Annotated in this window: 13 protein-coding genes and 1 other RNA gene; all 14 read right to left on the bottom strand. The window is 41.1% G+C overall.

The window, feature by feature from the left end:
- Positions 1-91: 91 nt before the first annotated feature.
- Positions 92-458: a transfer-messenger RNA gene (gene ssrA / locus H9N25_RS01445) on the bottom strand.
- Positions 459-618: 160 nt separating this feature from the next.
- Entirely contained in the window at positions 619-1,635 is a 1,017-nt protein-coding gene (locus tag H9N25_RS01440; protein WP_190327706.1) for a LacI family DNA-binding transcriptional regulator, read from the bottom strand.
- Positions 1,636-1,661: 26 nt separating this feature from the next.
- Positions 1,662-3,266, bottom strand: a complete 1,605-nt coding sequence (locus H9N25_RS01435; RefSeq protein ID WP_190327705.1) for a hypothetical protein — start codon at positions 3,264-3,266, stop codon at positions 1,662-1,664.
- 68 nt (positions 3,267-3,334) lie between these two features.
- Positions 3,335-4,537, bottom strand: coding sequence for an alginate lyase family protein (locus tag H9N25_RS01430; protein WP_190327704.1), 1,203 nt, complete (start codon positions 4,535-4,537; stop codon positions 3,335-3,337).
- A gap of 10 nt (positions 4,538-4,547) precedes the next feature.
- Entirely contained in the window at positions 4,548-6,317 is a 1,770-nt protein-coding gene (locus H9N25_RS01425; protein WP_190327703.1) for a right-handed parallel beta-helix repeat-containing protein, read from the bottom strand.
- Between the two features lie 335 nt (positions 6,318-6,652).
- On the bottom strand, positions 6,653-7,783 hold the full coding sequence (locus H9N25_RS01420; RefSeq protein WP_190327702.1) for an alginate lyase family protein: 1,131 nt from the start codon (positions 7,781-7,783) through the stop codon (positions 6,653-6,655).
- Between the two features lie 341 nt (positions 7,784-8,124).
- Complete coding sequence (locus tag H9N25_RS01415; protein ID WP_223833535.1) at positions 8,125-9,168, bottom strand: family 43 glycosylhydrolase; 1,044 nt, start codon at positions 9,166-9,168, stop codon at positions 8,125-8,127.
- Positions 9,169-9,308: 140 nt separating this feature from the next.
- Entirely contained in the window at positions 9,309-9,872 is a 564-nt protein-coding gene (locus tag H9N25_RS01410; protein WP_167292980.1) for an RNA polymerase sigma factor, read from the bottom strand.
- A 145-nt stretch (positions 9,873-10,017) separates the two neighbouring features.
- On the bottom strand, positions 10,018-12,675 hold the full coding sequence (locus tag H9N25_RS01405; RefSeq protein WP_190327701.1) for a hybrid sensor histidine kinase/response regulator transcription factor: 2,658 nt from the start codon (positions 12,673-12,675) through the stop codon (positions 10,018-10,020).
- Entirely contained in the window at positions 12,672-14,168 is a 1,497-nt protein-coding gene (locus H9N25_RS01400; RefSeq protein WP_190327700.1) for a ligand-binding sensor domain-containing protein, read from the bottom strand. Before H9N25_RS01400 ends, H9N25_RS01405 begins: the two co-directional genes overlap by 4 nt.
- A 272-nt stretch (positions 14,169-14,440) precedes the next feature.
- On the bottom strand, positions 14,441-15,598 hold the full coding sequence (gene fucP / locus H9N25_RS01395; protein ID WP_330221075.1) for an L-fucose:H+ symporter permease: 1,158 nt from the start codon (positions 15,596-15,598) through the stop codon (positions 14,441-14,443).
- Positions 15,599-15,700: 102 nt separating this feature from the next.
- Positions 15,701-17,599 (bottom strand): glycoside hydrolase family 97 protein, encoded by a 1,899-nt coding sequence (locus H9N25_RS01390; RefSeq protein ID WP_190327699.1) that lies wholly within the window; start codon positions 17,597-17,599, stop codon positions 15,701-15,703.
- A gap of 118 nt (positions 17,600-17,717) precedes the next feature.
- Entirely contained in the window at positions 17,718-17,891 is a 174-nt protein-coding gene (locus H9N25_RS01385; RefSeq protein WP_167292976.1) for a hypothetical protein, read from the bottom strand.
- A gap of 268 nt (positions 17,892-18,159) precedes the next feature.
- Positions 18,160-18,657 (bottom strand): CHRD domain-containing protein, encoded by a 498-nt coding sequence (locus H9N25_RS01380; RefSeq protein ID WP_190327698.1) that lies wholly within the window; start codon positions 18,655-18,657, stop codon positions 18,160-18,162.
- Positions 18,658-18,662: the final 5 nt, after the last annotated feature.

The raw sequence follows: 18,662 nt of genomic DNA, 5'->3' as shown, positions 1-18,662 counted from the left end.
TTGTAATAAAGCCTTCAAAAAAAAACGCCCAACTACACTTATATGGGCGTAGTTGGACGTTAATTACGTAACCTTCTGAAATTAGATTACTCTGTGGAGCCGAAGGGAGTCGAACCCTTGTCCAGTTGTGAGATAAATTATACCTTCTACATGCTTATTTTTCAGTTGATTTTCGGGAAATAAACGGGCTGAAAACCGACCTTATTTAAATCCTTAGATACTTTATCTCACTTTAAGTCGTATCTCCTTAAAGCCAGCTTTGTTGTTTCGATGCCCCAGATTCTAACCCAACAATGCAGCAGTTAGAGGGACAAAAGCTAAGCTAGTTCTAAACTAGGCAGCTAAGGCGTAAGTATTTTCGCCAACTAAAATGTGATCGTTCACTTTAAGTGCTCTCCGAACAACGCACTGCATGCTAACATAACTTTCGCCACCCCGTCAAATCCAAGAACGGCCCCAGAGAAAGTGATCCTGGCAAAAAATACCAGACCACAAATATACGAAAAACTGTGTTAAATAACAATTTTACCTCATTTGCCCATAAAAAGGGAATGTAGCAGACCAAGACCGGCATATCATAATTCTAATTTACCAGACGATATTTATGGTATTTTATAATCATCTGGTGGTTGACCCCCTAATAATGAAATGCGCCGGGACGGTTACTTTTTGGACAGCCCTCTCCTCTAAAGGCTTGTTGAGCAAGCTGAGCAGCACCCCGATGGATTGCCGCGCAAGTTCAGATATAGGCTGGGCGACTGCGGTTATGGTGGGCTCGTAAAAATCGAAAACCTGATGATCATCAAATGCAATAATACCCATTTTACCAGGGATATGATATCCAAGCTGATTAATCGCCTTTATGCCACTAAAAGTAAGATAATTGGTAGCAAAGTAAACTGCATCGACCCTTTTATTCTGCTTGAGGAACTTAACAAGCTGTTTAACTGTTTGGGCAGGATCATTTCCATAGGGTACTTTTTCTATAATAACTTCCAACTCGTGTTCGGCCATTGCCTTGGTATAGCCCAGTTTCCTTTCTTCCATCTGGCTCTGGTTACTATCCAGTGTAATAAATGCAATATGGGCAAAAGCGTTTTCTGCCAGGTATTTGGAAGCATTATAGCTGGCTTTAAAATTATCGAGGATTACATAACTCGATTCAACATCAAGATAATACCTATCGAACAGTACAACCGGAGATCCTTCGTCAATAAGCGCCTGTATTTCTTTTTCCATCCCGGGCGGAGGCGTTATGATGTAACCATCTACATTGCGGTCTCTGAAAAGCTGGATGAGCTCCCTGGTTTTATCCGGATCGTTATCAGTGCTACAATAGAAAATCTTATACCCGCTCTGGTAGGCAATTTCCTCTATATGATAGGCCATCTGTGCAAAAAAATAATCGGATATTTTTTCCACCATCAGGCCAATAATCATGGTTTTACCAGTGCTCAGGCTTTGAGCCAGGCGGCTTGGTTTATATCCGTTCTCATCGATGTACTGAAGTACCTTTTCGGTCAAAGCCAAACTGATCCGTTTCTCTTTAGCCTTGCCATTGATAATGAAGGAAATTGTAGACTTTGAAATATTAAGGGCAGTTGCTACATCGCCTATAGAAATCTTTTTTGCCATTACCGGAAATTAGATAAAGTGACCGATCAGTTAATTATCGAAAATGTCCTTTGAACCGGGACAGCCGATTGGACCTGCTTCGCGGGACTATTACATCCATATTGCCATGCGACCAGCGTAACTTTTAACGGCAACTTACTTCTGGGCGGGATGCCTGTAAAATAAAGTATACCATCTACAATTTCTGCAGGCCCTTCCTTTACAAAATACTGTAAGGGCAATCCAGCGTCAGAATGGGCAATCAGTTTCAAGGATTTCACAGATTTTTTCTGGTCAGGGATTTCTGGGAAAATAATTTGCTGTGGCATCCCTTTCAGATTGGTAAGGGGAATCTTCATATTTGCCTGTTGTACTGATGAGCGATATTTAGCATCGCCTTTCTGACTGGCCATTAGCCAGATATCATTGCTCCGCTTGGTGTTATTAAATCCCATTCGGTAAAAAGACAACTGAAATGTGGAGTCATTGATTTTCTTGACCGGCCCGCAGATCCTGGAAATCACAATTTTCTCTTCGGGACGATAGCGCACATCAATCTGATGGGTTGTGGTATCGGTATTTATTGCCGAAACATGAAAGGTAATCCCATCTGCAAGAGGATGAAAAAGCGGCCTGAAACCAGCAGATCCTGCAGGAGACAAGAGTTTACCCTGTTGAGTGAATCCGATTGAGCGTTTTATTTTTGCCCGCGCAGCCCGATACAGATCCTCGGTTACCTTTGCCATCTGCGCATCAAATACCCATCCGGCCTCAGCTTTGTTTCCCTGATAATCATGATAGGGTGCTGAAACGGCATTTGGCAATTCGTTTCTCCTCCATCTATCCACCAGCCATCCTTTTTGAGGCTTAACAGCAGAAAGTATCGGAAAAGTATGTAAAGGTGTTTTTTGGGGAAGCCGGGTTTTTACTGCTTTAGAGATAAACAGATTAAGGTAGTTAATCAGTTCATCAGAATAGTCAAAGTGACCATGGCCTGCATCACAAAGTAATGCAATGGGTGTATTGGGGTTATCTTTTCTATATTTCATTGCCGGGCTAATCCGTCCTTCAATCCATTCATCTTCCCCCATCACAAAAAGCCCGGGGATACCGTTTAAATTTCTTTCGCCCCAATCAGGATTGGGTTTACCGCTCCCGGTCATATTGGTTAATGGTGCATCGCCATGAATAGATAACACGGCAATTGTACGATCGGGATTAAAAGCAGCAAAATTCCAGGGATAGCTTGCCGCAGCAGAGTGCCCAATGGGGATAACCGGAGCAAATGCGAGTTCCTCATAACCAGATAGGTCTGCAAGGTTTTTCATTGTTCCGAAAAAAACTGCCGAGGAGCTGAGGTTAAAAACCATATCAACCGACGGCGTCATCCAGATTTCGGCAAGACCAAGCGCAGAAAGATTTTTTCTAAAAGCACTATGCTCCAATATTCCTTCTTCAAGCATATTGTGCTGGCCAATAACCACCCCTCTTACTTGTTTACAATCAGGCGGTATCCATAAAAATGCCGTCGGCTTTTCTCCTGTTTCGGAAGAAATATTACCCTGCACGGAAACAGACCATTGCCATTCTGCAGCAAAAATGTTTTGGCATAGCAATAAAAAAGTAAAGCAGATAAAAATTATTCTGTACATATCACTTTAGATCAGTGTATTATCAGGTTCGAACGTTATTTTAGGTTATTAATTTGCTATCCAGATTACTATAGGTGGGGCAGGGAAAAGAAAAGTGTCCCGAAACCTGCGTTGTCGGCATTAAATCCTGCCCCTTCGGGTCTCAATTCATCTGCTGCCCGTTTTGTATAGCGGTATTGATCTGCAGGTATACCCTTTACGCGGAAAGCATAATGGTTGTATACCTGTTCAAAGATCGAGCGCAGCTTTCCTCTTCCATTGATGGATATCTTATCGGCAGGAAATCTGCCACTGATATCGTTATAAGGCTCAAAAGGCACATCTTCTCCTAGATTATACCGGGCTGTATACTCAAACCCTTTGAGCAACCTGTTCTGCGCAAAACTGTACATATCCATCCCTTGATTCCACCCAATTTCGCACATTTCTGCCAGATGGCCGATTCCAAGCATACAGTGTGGCTGATCACGCCCACTCTCCTGACACTGGCCATCTTCATTTACGACATAATGCAGCAGGCTACCATTTCCAGGGCCCTTATAATAGAAATCAACTGCACGGTCGAACATTTCATGGTCATCATTAAAAACGGCAATAGCCATCATACCTTTCATACAGGCCAGATCCCAGTTACCGTGGGCCCAAAGCGCAAAATACTGGATGGGAGGATAAAACACCTCTCTGAACATCACTTTACATTTTTCGATGTCGTCCTGTTTCCATTTAGGGTAGGTAGCCCGCATGATCTCTGCGGCACTGGCCATCTTAAAAACATTCAGTCCTGCCCCTAACTCTACATCTGTTCCATCAAAAACTTTAAAAGTATCAGACCAGGCATTTATTATTTTTATGGCGGTTTTAGCATGGGCTTCATCGCCAGTAATATTCCACATTATTGCATTTTGATAAGCGGCACAAACATCTTTTTCTAGGTTTCCTATATTTTTACCGGCACCAATCAATAAGCTACGTTCTACATGCTGAACGGCATGAGGTTCGCAGGAAGCGCTTGACCACGGGTGCGATTTGAATTTCTCAAAAGCACTCTTCCACGGTTCCCTGCCTATGGCCACCATATCTTTCATCCGCTGAAGATCACTAATTGAATGCAACAGGCCAGGATGGGTAAAAGGTTTTGGATGGTATGCAACTGGCACCCCCAGTTTCAGTACTTGCCCATGCGTATCTACTATAAAGAGAAAAAAGACGATAAGGGTTAACATCCAATTAGTGTGACGGATTAACCTACTACAAACATTTAAATTATGCATGCTCAATATTTTAAAATAATTTTATTCTTTGTTTAAGGCCCTGCCCTGGATAAAAAGGGCCCGGAGGCCTTACTGAAGTGCCCGCCATATTCAGGAAATCCCTATTAATCGTTATCTTTTTTCCATCAGGATATTCTATGTATTGCTTACTCAGCGCAAAAAAACCTAAAAAGTTAGCTGTTAATGCCGGAATCTTTATTGGCCTTAATGCTTCTTTTTTCCATAATAATGCTACACCTTTCTGATGATGTTCCAGGCGGAAGGATAAACTATTTTTGGCTTTTGTGCTATTCTCATCGGCCCAGCTTAGCGGCAGCGCTCCATCTGCATAAAGATTAAAATCTGCCTCACACCCCGTTGACTTAGCTATGCCTGCCCCCTTGCCGACAAAAAGATTCCCGTACCATCTGTGGTCTATATTTAGCGCAGGGATTGTCTGTTTGATGACCAGGCTATGCGGCAAGAAATTGGATGTTGATACTGGCATACCAGGTTGTCGGCCATTGAGAAAACTACAGTTATAGAACAGGTTCTGAACAAAAACATTTGCCTCAGATGCCTCCATTTTTACGCCATCAACCTTTTTATCTGCGGTATCTGTCATTGCAAGTATATTGTTGTCAAATAGAGTTGGTCCGTGGTTTTTAAACAGGTATAACAGTCCGGCATTACTATCTGAAATAATATTCCTTGATAAACGGGCGCCCTGAAAAATCGGCCCTAAAAATACACCATAACCATTTTTTCCATAAACCCTACGGATCAGGTTATGCGTAAGGGTAGCATCAACCGCCATGGCCAACCGGATACCTGCAGATTCATCACCTGTATAACCACCATCCTGGTTGATGTTCTCTATCAGATTATCTTCTATAATGCTCGATGTACCTCCAATTAATCCAAAAATACCTGCCTGCCCACAATTAAAAATATGGTTTTTGCTAATCTTGTGATGTCCAACAGACGCCAGATCCGTATAATCGTTAAATTCTGGCCTGCCCGCGTTAACATCTGTATAAACATGCCCTGGTGTGCCTATAGAAATACCCACACCATGGCATTCACTAATAGAACAATCTATTATGCTCCAGTATTTTCCATTTTTGGTATCTATTGCGCCAGGCTGTTCTGCATAAATAGAGGCATAACCATTGGCTATCTGGCTGATGGCAATTCCCTCGATGTTAATATAATCTACACCGGGCCCGGCACTAATTCCGATATTCCTAACCGAAAGCTCCGTTAGCCCTACATTGGGATCTAATGCACCGAAATTGGCCCAAATTACCGCTTTCCCGTCTTCAAGGGTTTTAGTCCAGCGCAGTGCCTTACTGCATTCCTGAAGGGTAGTTACATTCACCAGTTTCTTACTGTTAAAAAAGAGCATCATCCTGGTCTGGGGAGTATCCAGCACACATTTCCAAAGTTTGTTTTTATCCTTTACCCATCCTGTTTTCCGATCGGAGCCTTTGATCATCACTTTTGCGCGGTTCAATGCTTGCAGTGTAATCCTTTTACCTGTTGAACTTCCACCGCGCTCAAACACCACCGATTCACGGTAAACGCCTGCTGAAACGAGTATTTTGTCTCCAGGCATGGCCTTTGAAACAGCATAACTGATCGTTCTGAAAGGTTTAGCTGCCGAACCTTCTGCCTTATCGCTGCCTGATACGGAAACATAAATACTTTTAAGGGGAACTGGAGCCGGGACATATTCAGTAGTTTTGTCCGTAAATTGCATCAGTAAGGGAAAAATCAGAAATAAGAAAATTTTACTCATCAATGTTTATAGGGCTTCTTTTATGTTAATGAAATATCCGACAGGATAAAAGATTTTGGATTCCACAGAATAATGACACCTGGTTGCTCATGGGATACTCTAGATATCCGAAAATTGTTTGTCGGAGAATTTCCCGGTTATGTGAATTGCTTATCTGGCCAGCCAAACTTAATTAAACAAAACCGGTTTAGCAAAATGAACTTCTTTTTCGATCTTAATGCGCACGCTATTAGCGATCGTTGTAAGATTGCTTCGTGCCTCGCAAGGACGACCTCTCTATAGATATCTATCAATCTTAGCCTGGTCGAGAAAAACAAAATATTTGTATTGTAAACTTATTTGCTGCCAAGGTAAAGTAGGTCGCCAAAGCCCGGTTGGTCCCGATCATAATCTTCAGCACCCGTTTTTGCGATTACCTGCTGGGTAAACGGCATTGAAAGCCCCTTTCTGCGTACATAATGGTTATAAACCATTTGGTAAATAGGGATAAATCTACCCCTTCCGGCAGTAGAAATTTGCGTCCATTCACTATATTTTCCGGTAATATCCTTCCAGGTTTTAAAAGGAACCTCGTTGCCAAGGTTATAGCTGGCGGTATATTCAAATCCTTTTAATAGTCGGTTATCAAGCGCACCATAAAGGTCATTGCCCTGTTTCCATGCAATTTCGCAAACAGTGGCCATTGCCCCGATACCTAACTGGGAATGGCTCTGATCTCTACCACTTTCCTGTATCTGTCCGCTTTTCCCATCTACGTAGTTGGCTATAGTTCCGTTATCGTTAGCATGAAGGTAAAAACGTACCGCCTTATCATACATTTTCTGATTATCAAGATAGATTGCAGCCGAGAGGTAAAATTTGGTTACAATTGGGCCCCAGTTTCCATTGGTATAGGCAGGGCTTGCATAAAATTGCTCACACACCGGTAAAAAGATTCCAGTTACCATGCGGGCTATCTGTTCAAGCTTTTTTGGATCAACAGTTTTAAAATCGTATTTCAGGATTTCCAGAACATTGACAATCTTGATTCCTTCCAAACCCACCAACAATGGAGCATCATTGGTAGCCGGAATTCGCTGCAGGGAATCTGCATAGCTCAGCAAAATGGCAATGGCTCTTTCGGCATGTTTCTGATCGTGGGTAGCTACCCACATAAGGCTATTAAGATAAGCCGCACTAAAGTCTGCTTCCATACGGCTCTTGGTGTTCCCAAATTCTCCATCTCTGGATATTACCTTAAATGGCCCTTTCATCTTATAATCTGAACTGGCCAGAGGATTGTCTTTTAGTAGTTGAAATGATGCGTAACCGGCCGAGTTTTTATCCTGAGCGGTATGGTGTATTCTTAGTAGATCTGAGCTTGAAAACAAAATACCAGGATGTATAAATTTCTTCTGTGCAAATGAAACGGAGCTTAAAAAAAACAGGAAATAGACAATTAAATAAAGAGACTGCAATTTTTTCATTGTTATGAATTAATGGGATTTTGAAATATACGTTATACGACACGAAAAATATAAGACCATACTCACACTGTAATACCTAAGATATAAATATACGCTATAGAGTATCGCTTACTTATCCTTTTGTCGATAAGTCACCCATCTGCTACAAATGGACTAAGTCCATTTGTAGCAGATGGGAACAAAAACAAATCTTAGTCGTATATTAAAATAAATTGAGCATAAAGATCGCCTTAAACAAAGAAAAAAATGCAATCATAGATAGATAAGATATATGTCCACACGATATACTTATCCGGGAAAGACGAAAGTAAAATGGATGCTATTTTTCTATGCTGGTCTCCTTATTTAAAGAGCACTGTTTCTCCAGTTTTTACGTTGATACGCCATGGTTTAGGTTCAGGGAGTTTGAGTTTACCATCGCCAATCTCCAGAGGCATCCAAAGGTAGCGGGAATCCCATTGGGTACGGGGTTTCCATTTGTCGGCCACAAAGATTACTGCGGTTGATTTTGTACCCACAACCTTAAGCATAAAGGTAGATTGTGAGCCATAAGTATTGGTTTCAGGTGGAGCAATATCTTCAAACTCAGACCATGGGCCTTCCAGGGATTTAGCAGTTGCATACTTATTGGGGTTTGGATTCCAACTGGTGAGTGCCGATCCAATTGCATAATAAAGCCCATTATATTTTACCACGGCTCCACCTTCCAATGGTGCTTTAATGATACAGATATCTTTTTCAACATCCAGATAATCTTCAGAAAGTTTTGCAATGTGGAAGCCTTTAACCGGCCTGTCTTCAAAAATAAGATATGCAGATCCGTCATCATCTATAAATTGGCCAATATCACGGCTTACCTGACCTAAGGGACGGAATGTGCGGATAAACCTATATGGCCCAGTCGGAGAATTGCCAATAGCTACACCTACCCGCGCATACTTGTAATTACCTACTTCGCCCTTAACCTGCCCATCTATATGCATATACATAATGTATTTTCCAGTTTTGAGGTTATGGTAAACTTTTGGGCGTTCCAGTACCCATTTTTTTCCAAGGCTATCGGGATCGGTCATTTTAAATACATCTCCCCTGAATTTCCAATTCATCAGATCTTTTGAAGAATAACAGCTTACGTACCTGTAATTGGAATCCAACCCCTGGCGACGCTCTTCTCCATACCAGTAATAGGTATCCTTTACCTTAGTAATCCCTCCACCGTGCGCCTGGATATGATTTCCCTTATCATCTGGCCAAAGTTCGCCCGGAAAGATTGCTTTTCGCTGCTGTGCCATACCTGTTGCCGTGTATAACAATGCAAACAGGGCAAAGACAAATCTGAGCAGGCATCTGCCTGCATGGTTTATTTTCATTTTATGTGGTTTCATTCTTTTAACAGAACGGGTGCATAACATCGGAACAGGTTTCTACCGTAATACTTGGTAACTGCCCTGAAATACAGATGTTGTCAAGGATGGCAATGCTTTTTTGTTTTCTCCTTAACTTAAGGACATTAGGCTATGCTTGGTTAAGCTGCATAAACGGATGAAAGGTCTGAGACCTGCCTAAGCGCTTGTACTGCACGGTAAACATGATTTATAACGGATTGATAACGTATTTTAAGGATATCGGCAATCTGTGGATAGCTAAGATCATCATAAAAACGCATGGTAAGTATTTCACGCTGTTTAGCAGGGAGCGTATTAAGTGCCACTACCATTTGCTGTTTCATCAGCGAATCTGATTCATTAGATACCATAATATCCTCTGCTGAAAATACTAAGCTTGGAGCGGGCATTAAGGTTAACTTAGTTTCACGGTGTTTGGTTAAACGGATATGATTAAGTACGATCGACCTGGCAGACCTGTAAAAGTAAGCTTCCACATTTCTGATTGCTCCGATTTTTTCTTTGTTCTCCCAAAATTTAATAAAAAGATCCTGTAACAGATCGTTTACCAGATCATCATCATCTAACATCCTGGAGGTAAAAACGAAAAGTTTTGGATAAAGTTTTGCATGCAATTGCTCGTAATCTCGCTCATTCCCCACAAGTGTACCTTCCCATAATGCAATTAATTTCTCAGTCATCATAACATATCAATATTTGGTTGATACGAAGATGGTACGTGCTAGAAAAAATGATGGGTATAAATTCGTAAAATAGGAGTGTATTTTCGCCAAACCGCTTTAGCAAGGCCAAAAAAGCCATTTTATGTTCCTAAATCAATTAAACAGTCTATTTCATTTTATACCTTTTATTGAAAGTCTTGCGGTGTTTCCGGATAAACGCTGAAGGGGTGGTTCCAAAAAGTTTTGAGAACTGTTTGCCAAAATATTTGGCGTCATTAAATCCCGAACGGAAAGCCACCTCGGTTACATTATTGTCAGAGTTGATCATCAGCTCTGCAGCTTTCCTCAAACGGATAAAGCGGATGAAGGAATTCACCGATTGGCCGGAAATGCTTTTCACACGCTTATATAAATTAGAGTGGCTCATCCCTATCTCATCGGCAAGTGCCTTAATGCCGAAGTCAGAATCTGTAAGGTGGTTTTCAACAACTAAGATACAGGTATCCAAAAATTTCTTATACTCTTCGGATACGACCACAGCATTGCTCTGCAGCGTGATTTCGTTATAAAAGTAATTTTGAAGATTATTCCGGTTTCGAAGCAGATTGGCCACCCTGGCAATCAGGTATTCGCGTTCAAAGGGTTTGTTGATATAATCATCAGCACCACCGTGAACACTTTTCAGCTTCACTTCCTGAGATGAACTTGCGGTTAACAGAATAACAGGGATATAAGAAAGCGTAGGATTGGATTTGATCATCTGACAGAATTCTATCCCATCTATCCCTTGCATCTTAAAATCTGTAATAATCAGGTCTGGAAGTTTTTCTGCTGCGAACTGAAGCCCTTGTTCGCCATTCTCGGCCTGATAAACAGTGTACAGGTTGGAGAAAAGACCAGAAATGTATTCCCGGATATCTCTTTCATCATCAACAACCAGAATAGACTGCCGATCGCTAACCAGGTTTACATCCAGACTGATATTATTTTGTTCAGCAGACTCGGGCAATGCGCTGGTATACATTTCATTAAAAAGGGCTTCAGAACTTTCCTGTTCTTCTTCCATAACATGGCCAACAAGATGCGCTTTTCCCTTCAAGAAACAGACATTGAATATACTTCCGCCTTCGGCCCTGTTTTTATAAGAAATACGCCCAGAATGTGCTTCCATAAACTGTTTAGCCAGGTAGAGCCCGATCCCAAATCCAGATTTATGGTTCCCGTCTGTCCGTTCCGCCTGATAAAAACGATCAAAAATCTTTTCTCCTGCTGTGAGGGGAATCCCTGACCCTGAATCCTGGACAGTAATCAAAAGACTTTGATCCTCTTCGGTTAACCTTACCACTATTTCACCACCATTTGGCGTATATTTCAATGCATTAGAAATCAGGTTAAACAGCACAATTTCGATCTTTATCCTATCGGCATATACTTCCTTATTTACTGCAGAATTTTCAAACCTATAATCGATGAGCTTGGCTGAGGCCTGTTGAACGAAGCAATAAAAAACCTCCCTGGATAATTTTTCAAGATCAAGTTTAGCCGCTGTGATGTTCTCAAAACCTTCTTCTGCTTTTCTAAAAAGCAGCAACTGATCTACCAGTGACAGCATCCTTTTGGCATTACGCTGGATCATGCTGAGCGCTGCATTTCCATTACCTTCCACGTTTCCGTTTTTGATCAGGTCATTAATTGGATTGATGATCAGAGAAAGTGGGGAACGGAATTCATGAGAAATATTGGTAAAGAATGACATGCGCTTCTCTGCAAGTGCCTTTTCCTGCTCATTAATCAGTCGCTCCTTTTCATGCGCTAAACGCTCCATTTTATGCTGGGCTACCTCCGTATCATATTCTGCTTTCTTCCTTTGGGATTCGAGGTTCGCAATCTGAACTTCATACTTTAAACGGGTCTGCGCAGACCTATATCGAAGATATACATAGATAAGTGATGAGATAATAGCTATATAGCCCAAGTAAGCCCACCATGTTCTGTACCATGGCGGAAGAACCTTAATTTTCAGGATAATTTCATTGTGCCCCCATACCCCTTCCGCATTGGTACTTCTAACCCTAAATGTATAGTTACCTTCGGAAATATGCGTATAAGTTGCTTTTCTGTCTTTCCCCGAATTTGTCCAGCCCCTGTCCCAGCCATCCATAAAATATTTATAGGAAATCTTTTCTGGGGATGAAAATTCGAGTGCGGTAAAAGAAAAGGAAAATACGGCCTGATCATAGGGGACCTCTATTTCCTTAATGGTAATATTATCTTCATCAACAATCAGTTTCAGGTTCTCTTCCAGCGGCATATTGTTAATGGTTATTCCGGTAAGAAACAGGCTTGGCATCTGGCTGTGTGGCATAATTTCCTGTGGATCGAAAAGACTAAACCCTTTTATGCCCCCAAAAGCGATTTCCCCGGTGCTGAGTTTGATGCCCGCATTGATCTGGAACTGATTGCTCTGCAACCCATCACTCTGGTAAAAACTTCTGAAAGTACCTTTAGCAAGGTTATAACATGATACCCCGAAATAGGTACTCATCCATAGATTTCCCTGATTATCGGGAATGAGGCTCAGTACCGAATTATTACAAAGGCCATTAGCAGTAGTTAACCTTGAAACTATTTTTCTTTTAAAAGGATTAAAAACAATGAGCCCACCACCTTCTGTTCCTATCCAGAGCAATCCTTTTTTGTCTTCAAATATCACCCTAACGGTATAACCAAGATCATAAAACCTGTGGTTCTTCCCTTTTTTATCAACTTCGATCAGCTGATCGAGATTGCCGGCCCAAATGTGTCCATCCCGGGTCTGCATCATGGTAAACAGGTCACCCAGTTTTTGTCGAAAAGTTCAAACTTATCCAAACTGGGATTAAAGCGATAAAGTCCGCCAAGAAGACTTCCACGCCTGAGGGTTCCTGCCCAGATATCATGGTCTCTATCTTCAAATACCGTAAAAGCAACCTTACTTTCTACTCCTGTCTGCGGATCTACGATCTTATACCTAGTAAATTTCTTTGTATTCGGATCGAAACGGTTAGCTCCTTCTGTAAAAGTCCCGATCCAGATGTTTCCATCATTGTCAGAGACCATTGATGAAATAAAATTACTGGATATAGTATTAGGGTCTGAAGTGTGTTTATAATTGGTAAATTGGTTTAACTTCCTGTCCCAGATACTAAGTCCCGTACCATCCGTGCCGATATAAAGTTTTCCATCTTTTGGCGCTAAAAATGATGATATGGAGTTTCCGGGGATAGAATTTCCCTGCGGATTATGCGCCCAGGTATGGAATATTTTTTTTACAGGATCGAGAATGGTTACTCCGCCAGAATATGTCCCAATCCATTTTCTATCGTTTTTATCGATAAATATAGCGTATATCTGCTCACCGCTCAAGCTGTTATTAATTTCATTATCCAGCACCTGCACCCTTCCACTTGCCGGATCATAACAGAATACTCCTTCTCCATATGTTCCCAGATAGAGCATATTATGCTTATCTGTTGTAATGCTTGAAATTGCTTTGCCCGGTAGTTTAATTCCACTGCCTGGAACAGCTGTATTTTCCCTTTTTACCGGATCATAGTGGTATAAACCATTGTTAGTACCAATATACACCTGTCCGCTACTTACCCCCAAAGAAAGCGCAAGCACAATATCTGCATTAGCCAGCACCAGTGCACCAACTTTGGGATCAACATAATAAAGGCCAAGGTTTTGTACAAATGCCCATTCTCTTCCCTTATCATCAAGCCTCACCGATTGCACACCATAAGAAAAAGTGCGCTTTCCATTTATAAGAAGGGGGATTTGCTCACCCACGGTTTTACCTCTCTTAAACCGTAGCAGTCCAATTCCTTCGGTAGCCACAAGCATGGTGTGGTTTGTACCGGGAACAAGATCTCTGATTACATTTGTAATGGGTAAATCTGTTCCTTCTACAGATCCATGCCATGAACCTTCTGTAAAAATGCCTTTTTTATCGTCGTAAATACTTAATCCCTTCCTGGTACCTATCCATATATTATTGTCTGCATCACTGTTAATTGCATGTATAATATTATGGATCAGAGAAGTTTTATTGCCAATCTCATTTCGGAATACTTTGAACCCATATCCATCATAACGGTTAAGGCCATCTCTGCTACCGAACCAGAAAAATCCTTTTCTGTCCTGGTAAACACAGCGGATATAATTATTGGATAGCCCATCTTCTATTTCCAGATGACGTACGCTGATCGAGTCTCGCTCTGAGGCCACACTCATACCGGCATATAGTAAAAGAAAAATCAGCAGTATTCTTCGCACAGTTTTGGGTTATTGGCTACTAAAATAATGAAACATTATAATAGTAGGACATATTTAAGCTTAATTCATACTCTGTCGATTTCTCTTCTCAAACGCTGTTTAATCCATTGATAAAACCCAGTTTTCTCAAAAATTTTAAAGAATAAAAACCCAGCCACCATTGGGTAACCAGGTTAATATAGAACTAAAACTAAAAAATTATCATCCGGGACTTTAGATCAGCGCTGGGTTTAAGGCCAACTCCTGTGTTAAGATGGGATGCTGAAAATTGTTTACCTGGTTACCCTAAAAAATCTGGCAGCAAAAAGAAAGATCACTACATAACAGATAATGGGCAGATAATAAGCATGGGCAACATCTACATTGGCTATCTTACCCATAAAATAAGGCATTACCGCTCCGCCAACCACCCCCATAGAAATATACGAGGAAGCTTGTTGCGTATGTGAACCAAGATTTTTCAGGCCGAGACTAAAAATGGTAGGGAACATAATACTAAAGAAAAAATTGATACTTAGCAGTGCGCAATACGATGTCCAGCCCCAGCTTTGGGCTACAATAAGACAGGCAACAATACTACAAATGGCGAATGCTGCAAGGATCTTATTCGGGGCTATAAATTTCATCAGGTAAGTCCCAACGAATCTTCCGAGCGCCATCATTACCATAAACAATACCATAAAGTTTCCGGCCTTCTCATCAGAAAAGCCCATCTTCTCATGTCCATAATTTATAAAATAACTCCAAGTACCCGCCTGTGCAGCTACATTAAAAAACTGAGCCGCTACTGCCCAAACAAAGTGCCTGTTCTGAAAAAGGCTTTTTCCAGGAGCAATATCGATATTCTGTGCTGCTATGGGTTCATCAGAAATGTGGTGCGGATCGATCAGATCGGGAATGCGGATAAAGAAAAAAGCCACCGCAACGATCAAAATAAATCCTCCGAGTCCTGCGTAAAGCAATTTTACCGAATCGAGGGAATTTTCGTGTCCTCCGGAAGTTGCTCGAAGTAAAAAGAATGTTCCTATCGCCGGGCCAATTATTGCACCTATTGCATTGAAAGACTGAGAGAAGTTTACCCTTCTATCACTGGTACGCTGATCGCCCAGTGAGGCCGCAAAGGGATGTGCAACAGTCTCCAATGTTGCCATTCCGCAGCCAAGAATAAATAATGCTATCCTAAAAAAACCAAAACTTTCTGCATTTGCAGCTGGTACAAAAAGAAAAGTACCCAGCGCAAAAAGCCCGAGCCCCAATATTACACCGGCTTTATAACCAAAGCGCTTCAGAAATATCCCAGCAGGAATGCTCATGATAAAATAGGCACCAAATACGGAAAACTGGATTAGTCCAGACTGTGCTTTTGATACGTTAAGTACATTCTGAAAATGTTTATTGAGCACATCGCTCATGGAGTGTGCCACTCCCATAACATAAATAGGGAAGTAACCAGGATAAAAGTTAAAAGGAATTTCTTTTCTGTAAAAGCAGGTTTGTTGTTCATTTTGATGTGGTTGTAATCCTTTATATCATTATTTTTTATGGAGCCAGATTGCAGCACCTCCTGAAGCCTGGAGATCCAGTTTCAGGATAGATTTTGAATCAACTGTTATGTCTTTTATCCCCACTTTAGTGGCAGTGGCAACAGTGTTGTCATCGTTATAAATCCGGGCAACAAATTTTTGTCCCTTCGGAAGAAAATCGAACTTCAATTCTACCTTACGGGCCTCGTTATTGGTAATACTACCTAAAAACCATTCCTCGCCACTGCGCCTTGCTGTTGTAACGTACTCACCAGGGCTTCCCGACAAAACCTTTGTTTCATCCCAGGTAACAGGAATCTTGTCCCAGAATTCAAGCTCGGGTTCGCCTTTATAAAGGGCTGGTTTATCATACCAATATAAAGTCTGGATGGGGCTGAAATAAATGGCAGCCAAAGCAAGCTGATGTGCGTGAGTAGTCTTAATCCGATTATTAAAATAACAGATGGTATAATCTGCAGCTCCTGCAATATACCTGGTAAACGGCATTACGGTATTACTGGTGGCATCGGGCATTTCTTCATTTCCCCTTATTCCTTCTGCTGTCATTAAATTGGGCCAGGTGCGTTGCTCGCCCGTTGGGCGCCAATCATCGTGAATGTTAACCATTATCTGGTTCTGTGCTGCCTGTTGTATGGCTTTTTCTACCCATGTTGTCCAACGGTGTGAGCCTGATTGCACAAAGCCAAACTTAACCCCTGCAACACCCCATTTTTTGTAGATTGAAAAAAGGCTATCACTCTGCATCAAGAGCGCCTGTTGGTTAACATATAACCACACCCCTATTCCGTTTTCTTTTCCGTATTTAATAATTGCAGGTAGGTCGAAATCGCTGATGGCCACTTTTGATGCATCTGAACTGAAACTGAAGGCGGGGCCATACCATTTCCAGTCGAACAGGACATACTGCAGGTTGCGTTTTTTTGCAAAATCGATATTCTCTAGTGCATCTTTTGTAGTTTGCGTCATCACGCGCATAATCTTACCTGGTTTTATCCAGCTTTGATCTTTTATTTTAGATGATTCATTGAGGTTTAAGATCAGATCTGTTCCTTCAGCGATGCCTGCTGCACTTTCGGCAACCATTACCGATCTCCAGGGGCTTGCTACTGGAGAAATCAGATCTACAGGGGTAAACATAGAGGTAACTATTGTATTTTTTTCCTTCAGTTTAAATTTTGTTCTGGAATAATCTACCATCTGGGCCTCTAACAAAGATACAAACAGACCATTTTTCAGTTCAAGAGTCAGTGGTCGTTCGGCTTCTGCATCCCAATTTTCTAGTGCCACCTTATTATATGGTGCCTGTGCCCAGTTTGCCTTCCAGGCTGATGTACCTTCTTCAAACTTAAATTCAGTATTTTCAGACATGATCCGGTAATAGGTTCCCTTAACATTTTCTGGGAAGAAAAAGCGGAATGCTACACCCTGGTTATAGGCCCTGAATTCGATATTCATTTCGTATATCGGATTATCATCCTTCACCGTTTTAATCACCAAACTGTTGTAATGATCACGGATAAATTTCCTTTCGCCATAAACAGGAGTCCAGGTGGTATCTTTTTGCATGCGCACTGAATTCTTTATCTCGAGATTCTCAAACCATTTTTGATGGGTATCTACTGGAAGTGCCATTGCACTTTCTGACAGGTGATTATCAAGCTCCAGATCAAGTTTCGACTCTAGAATAACATTTTTTCCTTTATAAGACAATTGATAAAAAAATGTTTTTTTATAATCTGCTGATTCTTTTTGATAAAAACGGACCATAAGAGACCTGTCAGGAGAATAAAGTATCTGTTCTGAACCAGGATTGATATTTTGCGCTGATGCCCTAAAAAATGTAATAAAGAAAAATAGTGTAAGAAAAGTATATTGGTAAAATTTCATAAAATGTTAGACGTATTGGGGCATTTGTTTTAAAAATCAGATGCGGTTATCAACAAGACAACCCTAATAAACGGGTAAAAAATATAGTACTGGAAAACTTCGTTATCCGCTAAATCAATTAAATATTGTTATCCTTTGGCTCCAGGGGATGTTCAGCTTCTCCATCTCTAAAAATTCTTGTCGCAATGCGATTCCAATGCTTTCGGATATCTTCATCTGAAACTAACTTTCGCTTAAAGTTGAAAGGCAGATGCTCTTTATCAGTTTTTTCTGGCAGATTTTCGTTTTTCATATTGTTATGACACAGCGTAGTGTTTTTAATACTCTATTAATCGATAAAACCGAATAATTTAAAAAAGTATCCAAAACAAAGAGAATTTTCATCCTGTCAAAGGGACTTCTACGGATGACCTATTGAATGTCCCATATTAATAGTCTTAATGTGTTTCGATACTTCGTAAAACTCAGTACAGGCCGAGTTAAACACGACAGCATCAGAGGTAAAATTGTCTTTATGATACACCCTCTTCCGCTATACTTATTATTCTTGCCGATTAGGATCAGTTTTTGATCGATTTAAGTTGCCCCCTGATTATGCCTGTTGGGTATTTTTGGGTACAAAGCACATAATAACAACTTCCGTTAAGTAATACAGGTATTTCTGTTGGGCTTAGCTCGGCATATCCGCCAAGCCCAAGGTTAACCGAGCCTGATGCATTACTGTTGGAAAAAGTTACTGTTTTGATCAGCGTGCCGTTAGTTCCTGTTGCTGCAGGCCCATAAAATTTTACCGAAGTGATTACATCAGCAGGAGCACCCGTAAAAATATTGCTCCAGGTTAGGGTAAAGGTTAGCACATTTGCTTGTTCATCGTACCAGCCATTAAAACTTCCTGTAGCATTAACACCTGTAGCGGGTACCATTTGCGTTCCATCTGCAGCGCCGGTAACAGTATAAGTTGCCCCGGTTAAGGATTTCAGTTCTTTTCCTTTTGTACAGCCTGTAAATATGACGACTGCACATAAAACCAGAATTTTAAATATGTTGTTTTTCATCATTTTTA

Origin of the sequence: Pedobacter riviphilus (assembly GCF_014692875.1) — a bacterium.
GTDB lineage: Bacteria > Bacteroidota > Bacteroidia > Sphingobacteriales > Sphingobacteriaceae > Pedobacter > Pedobacter riviphilus.
This window is presented reverse-complemented; position numbering and strand designations above follow the sequence as displayed.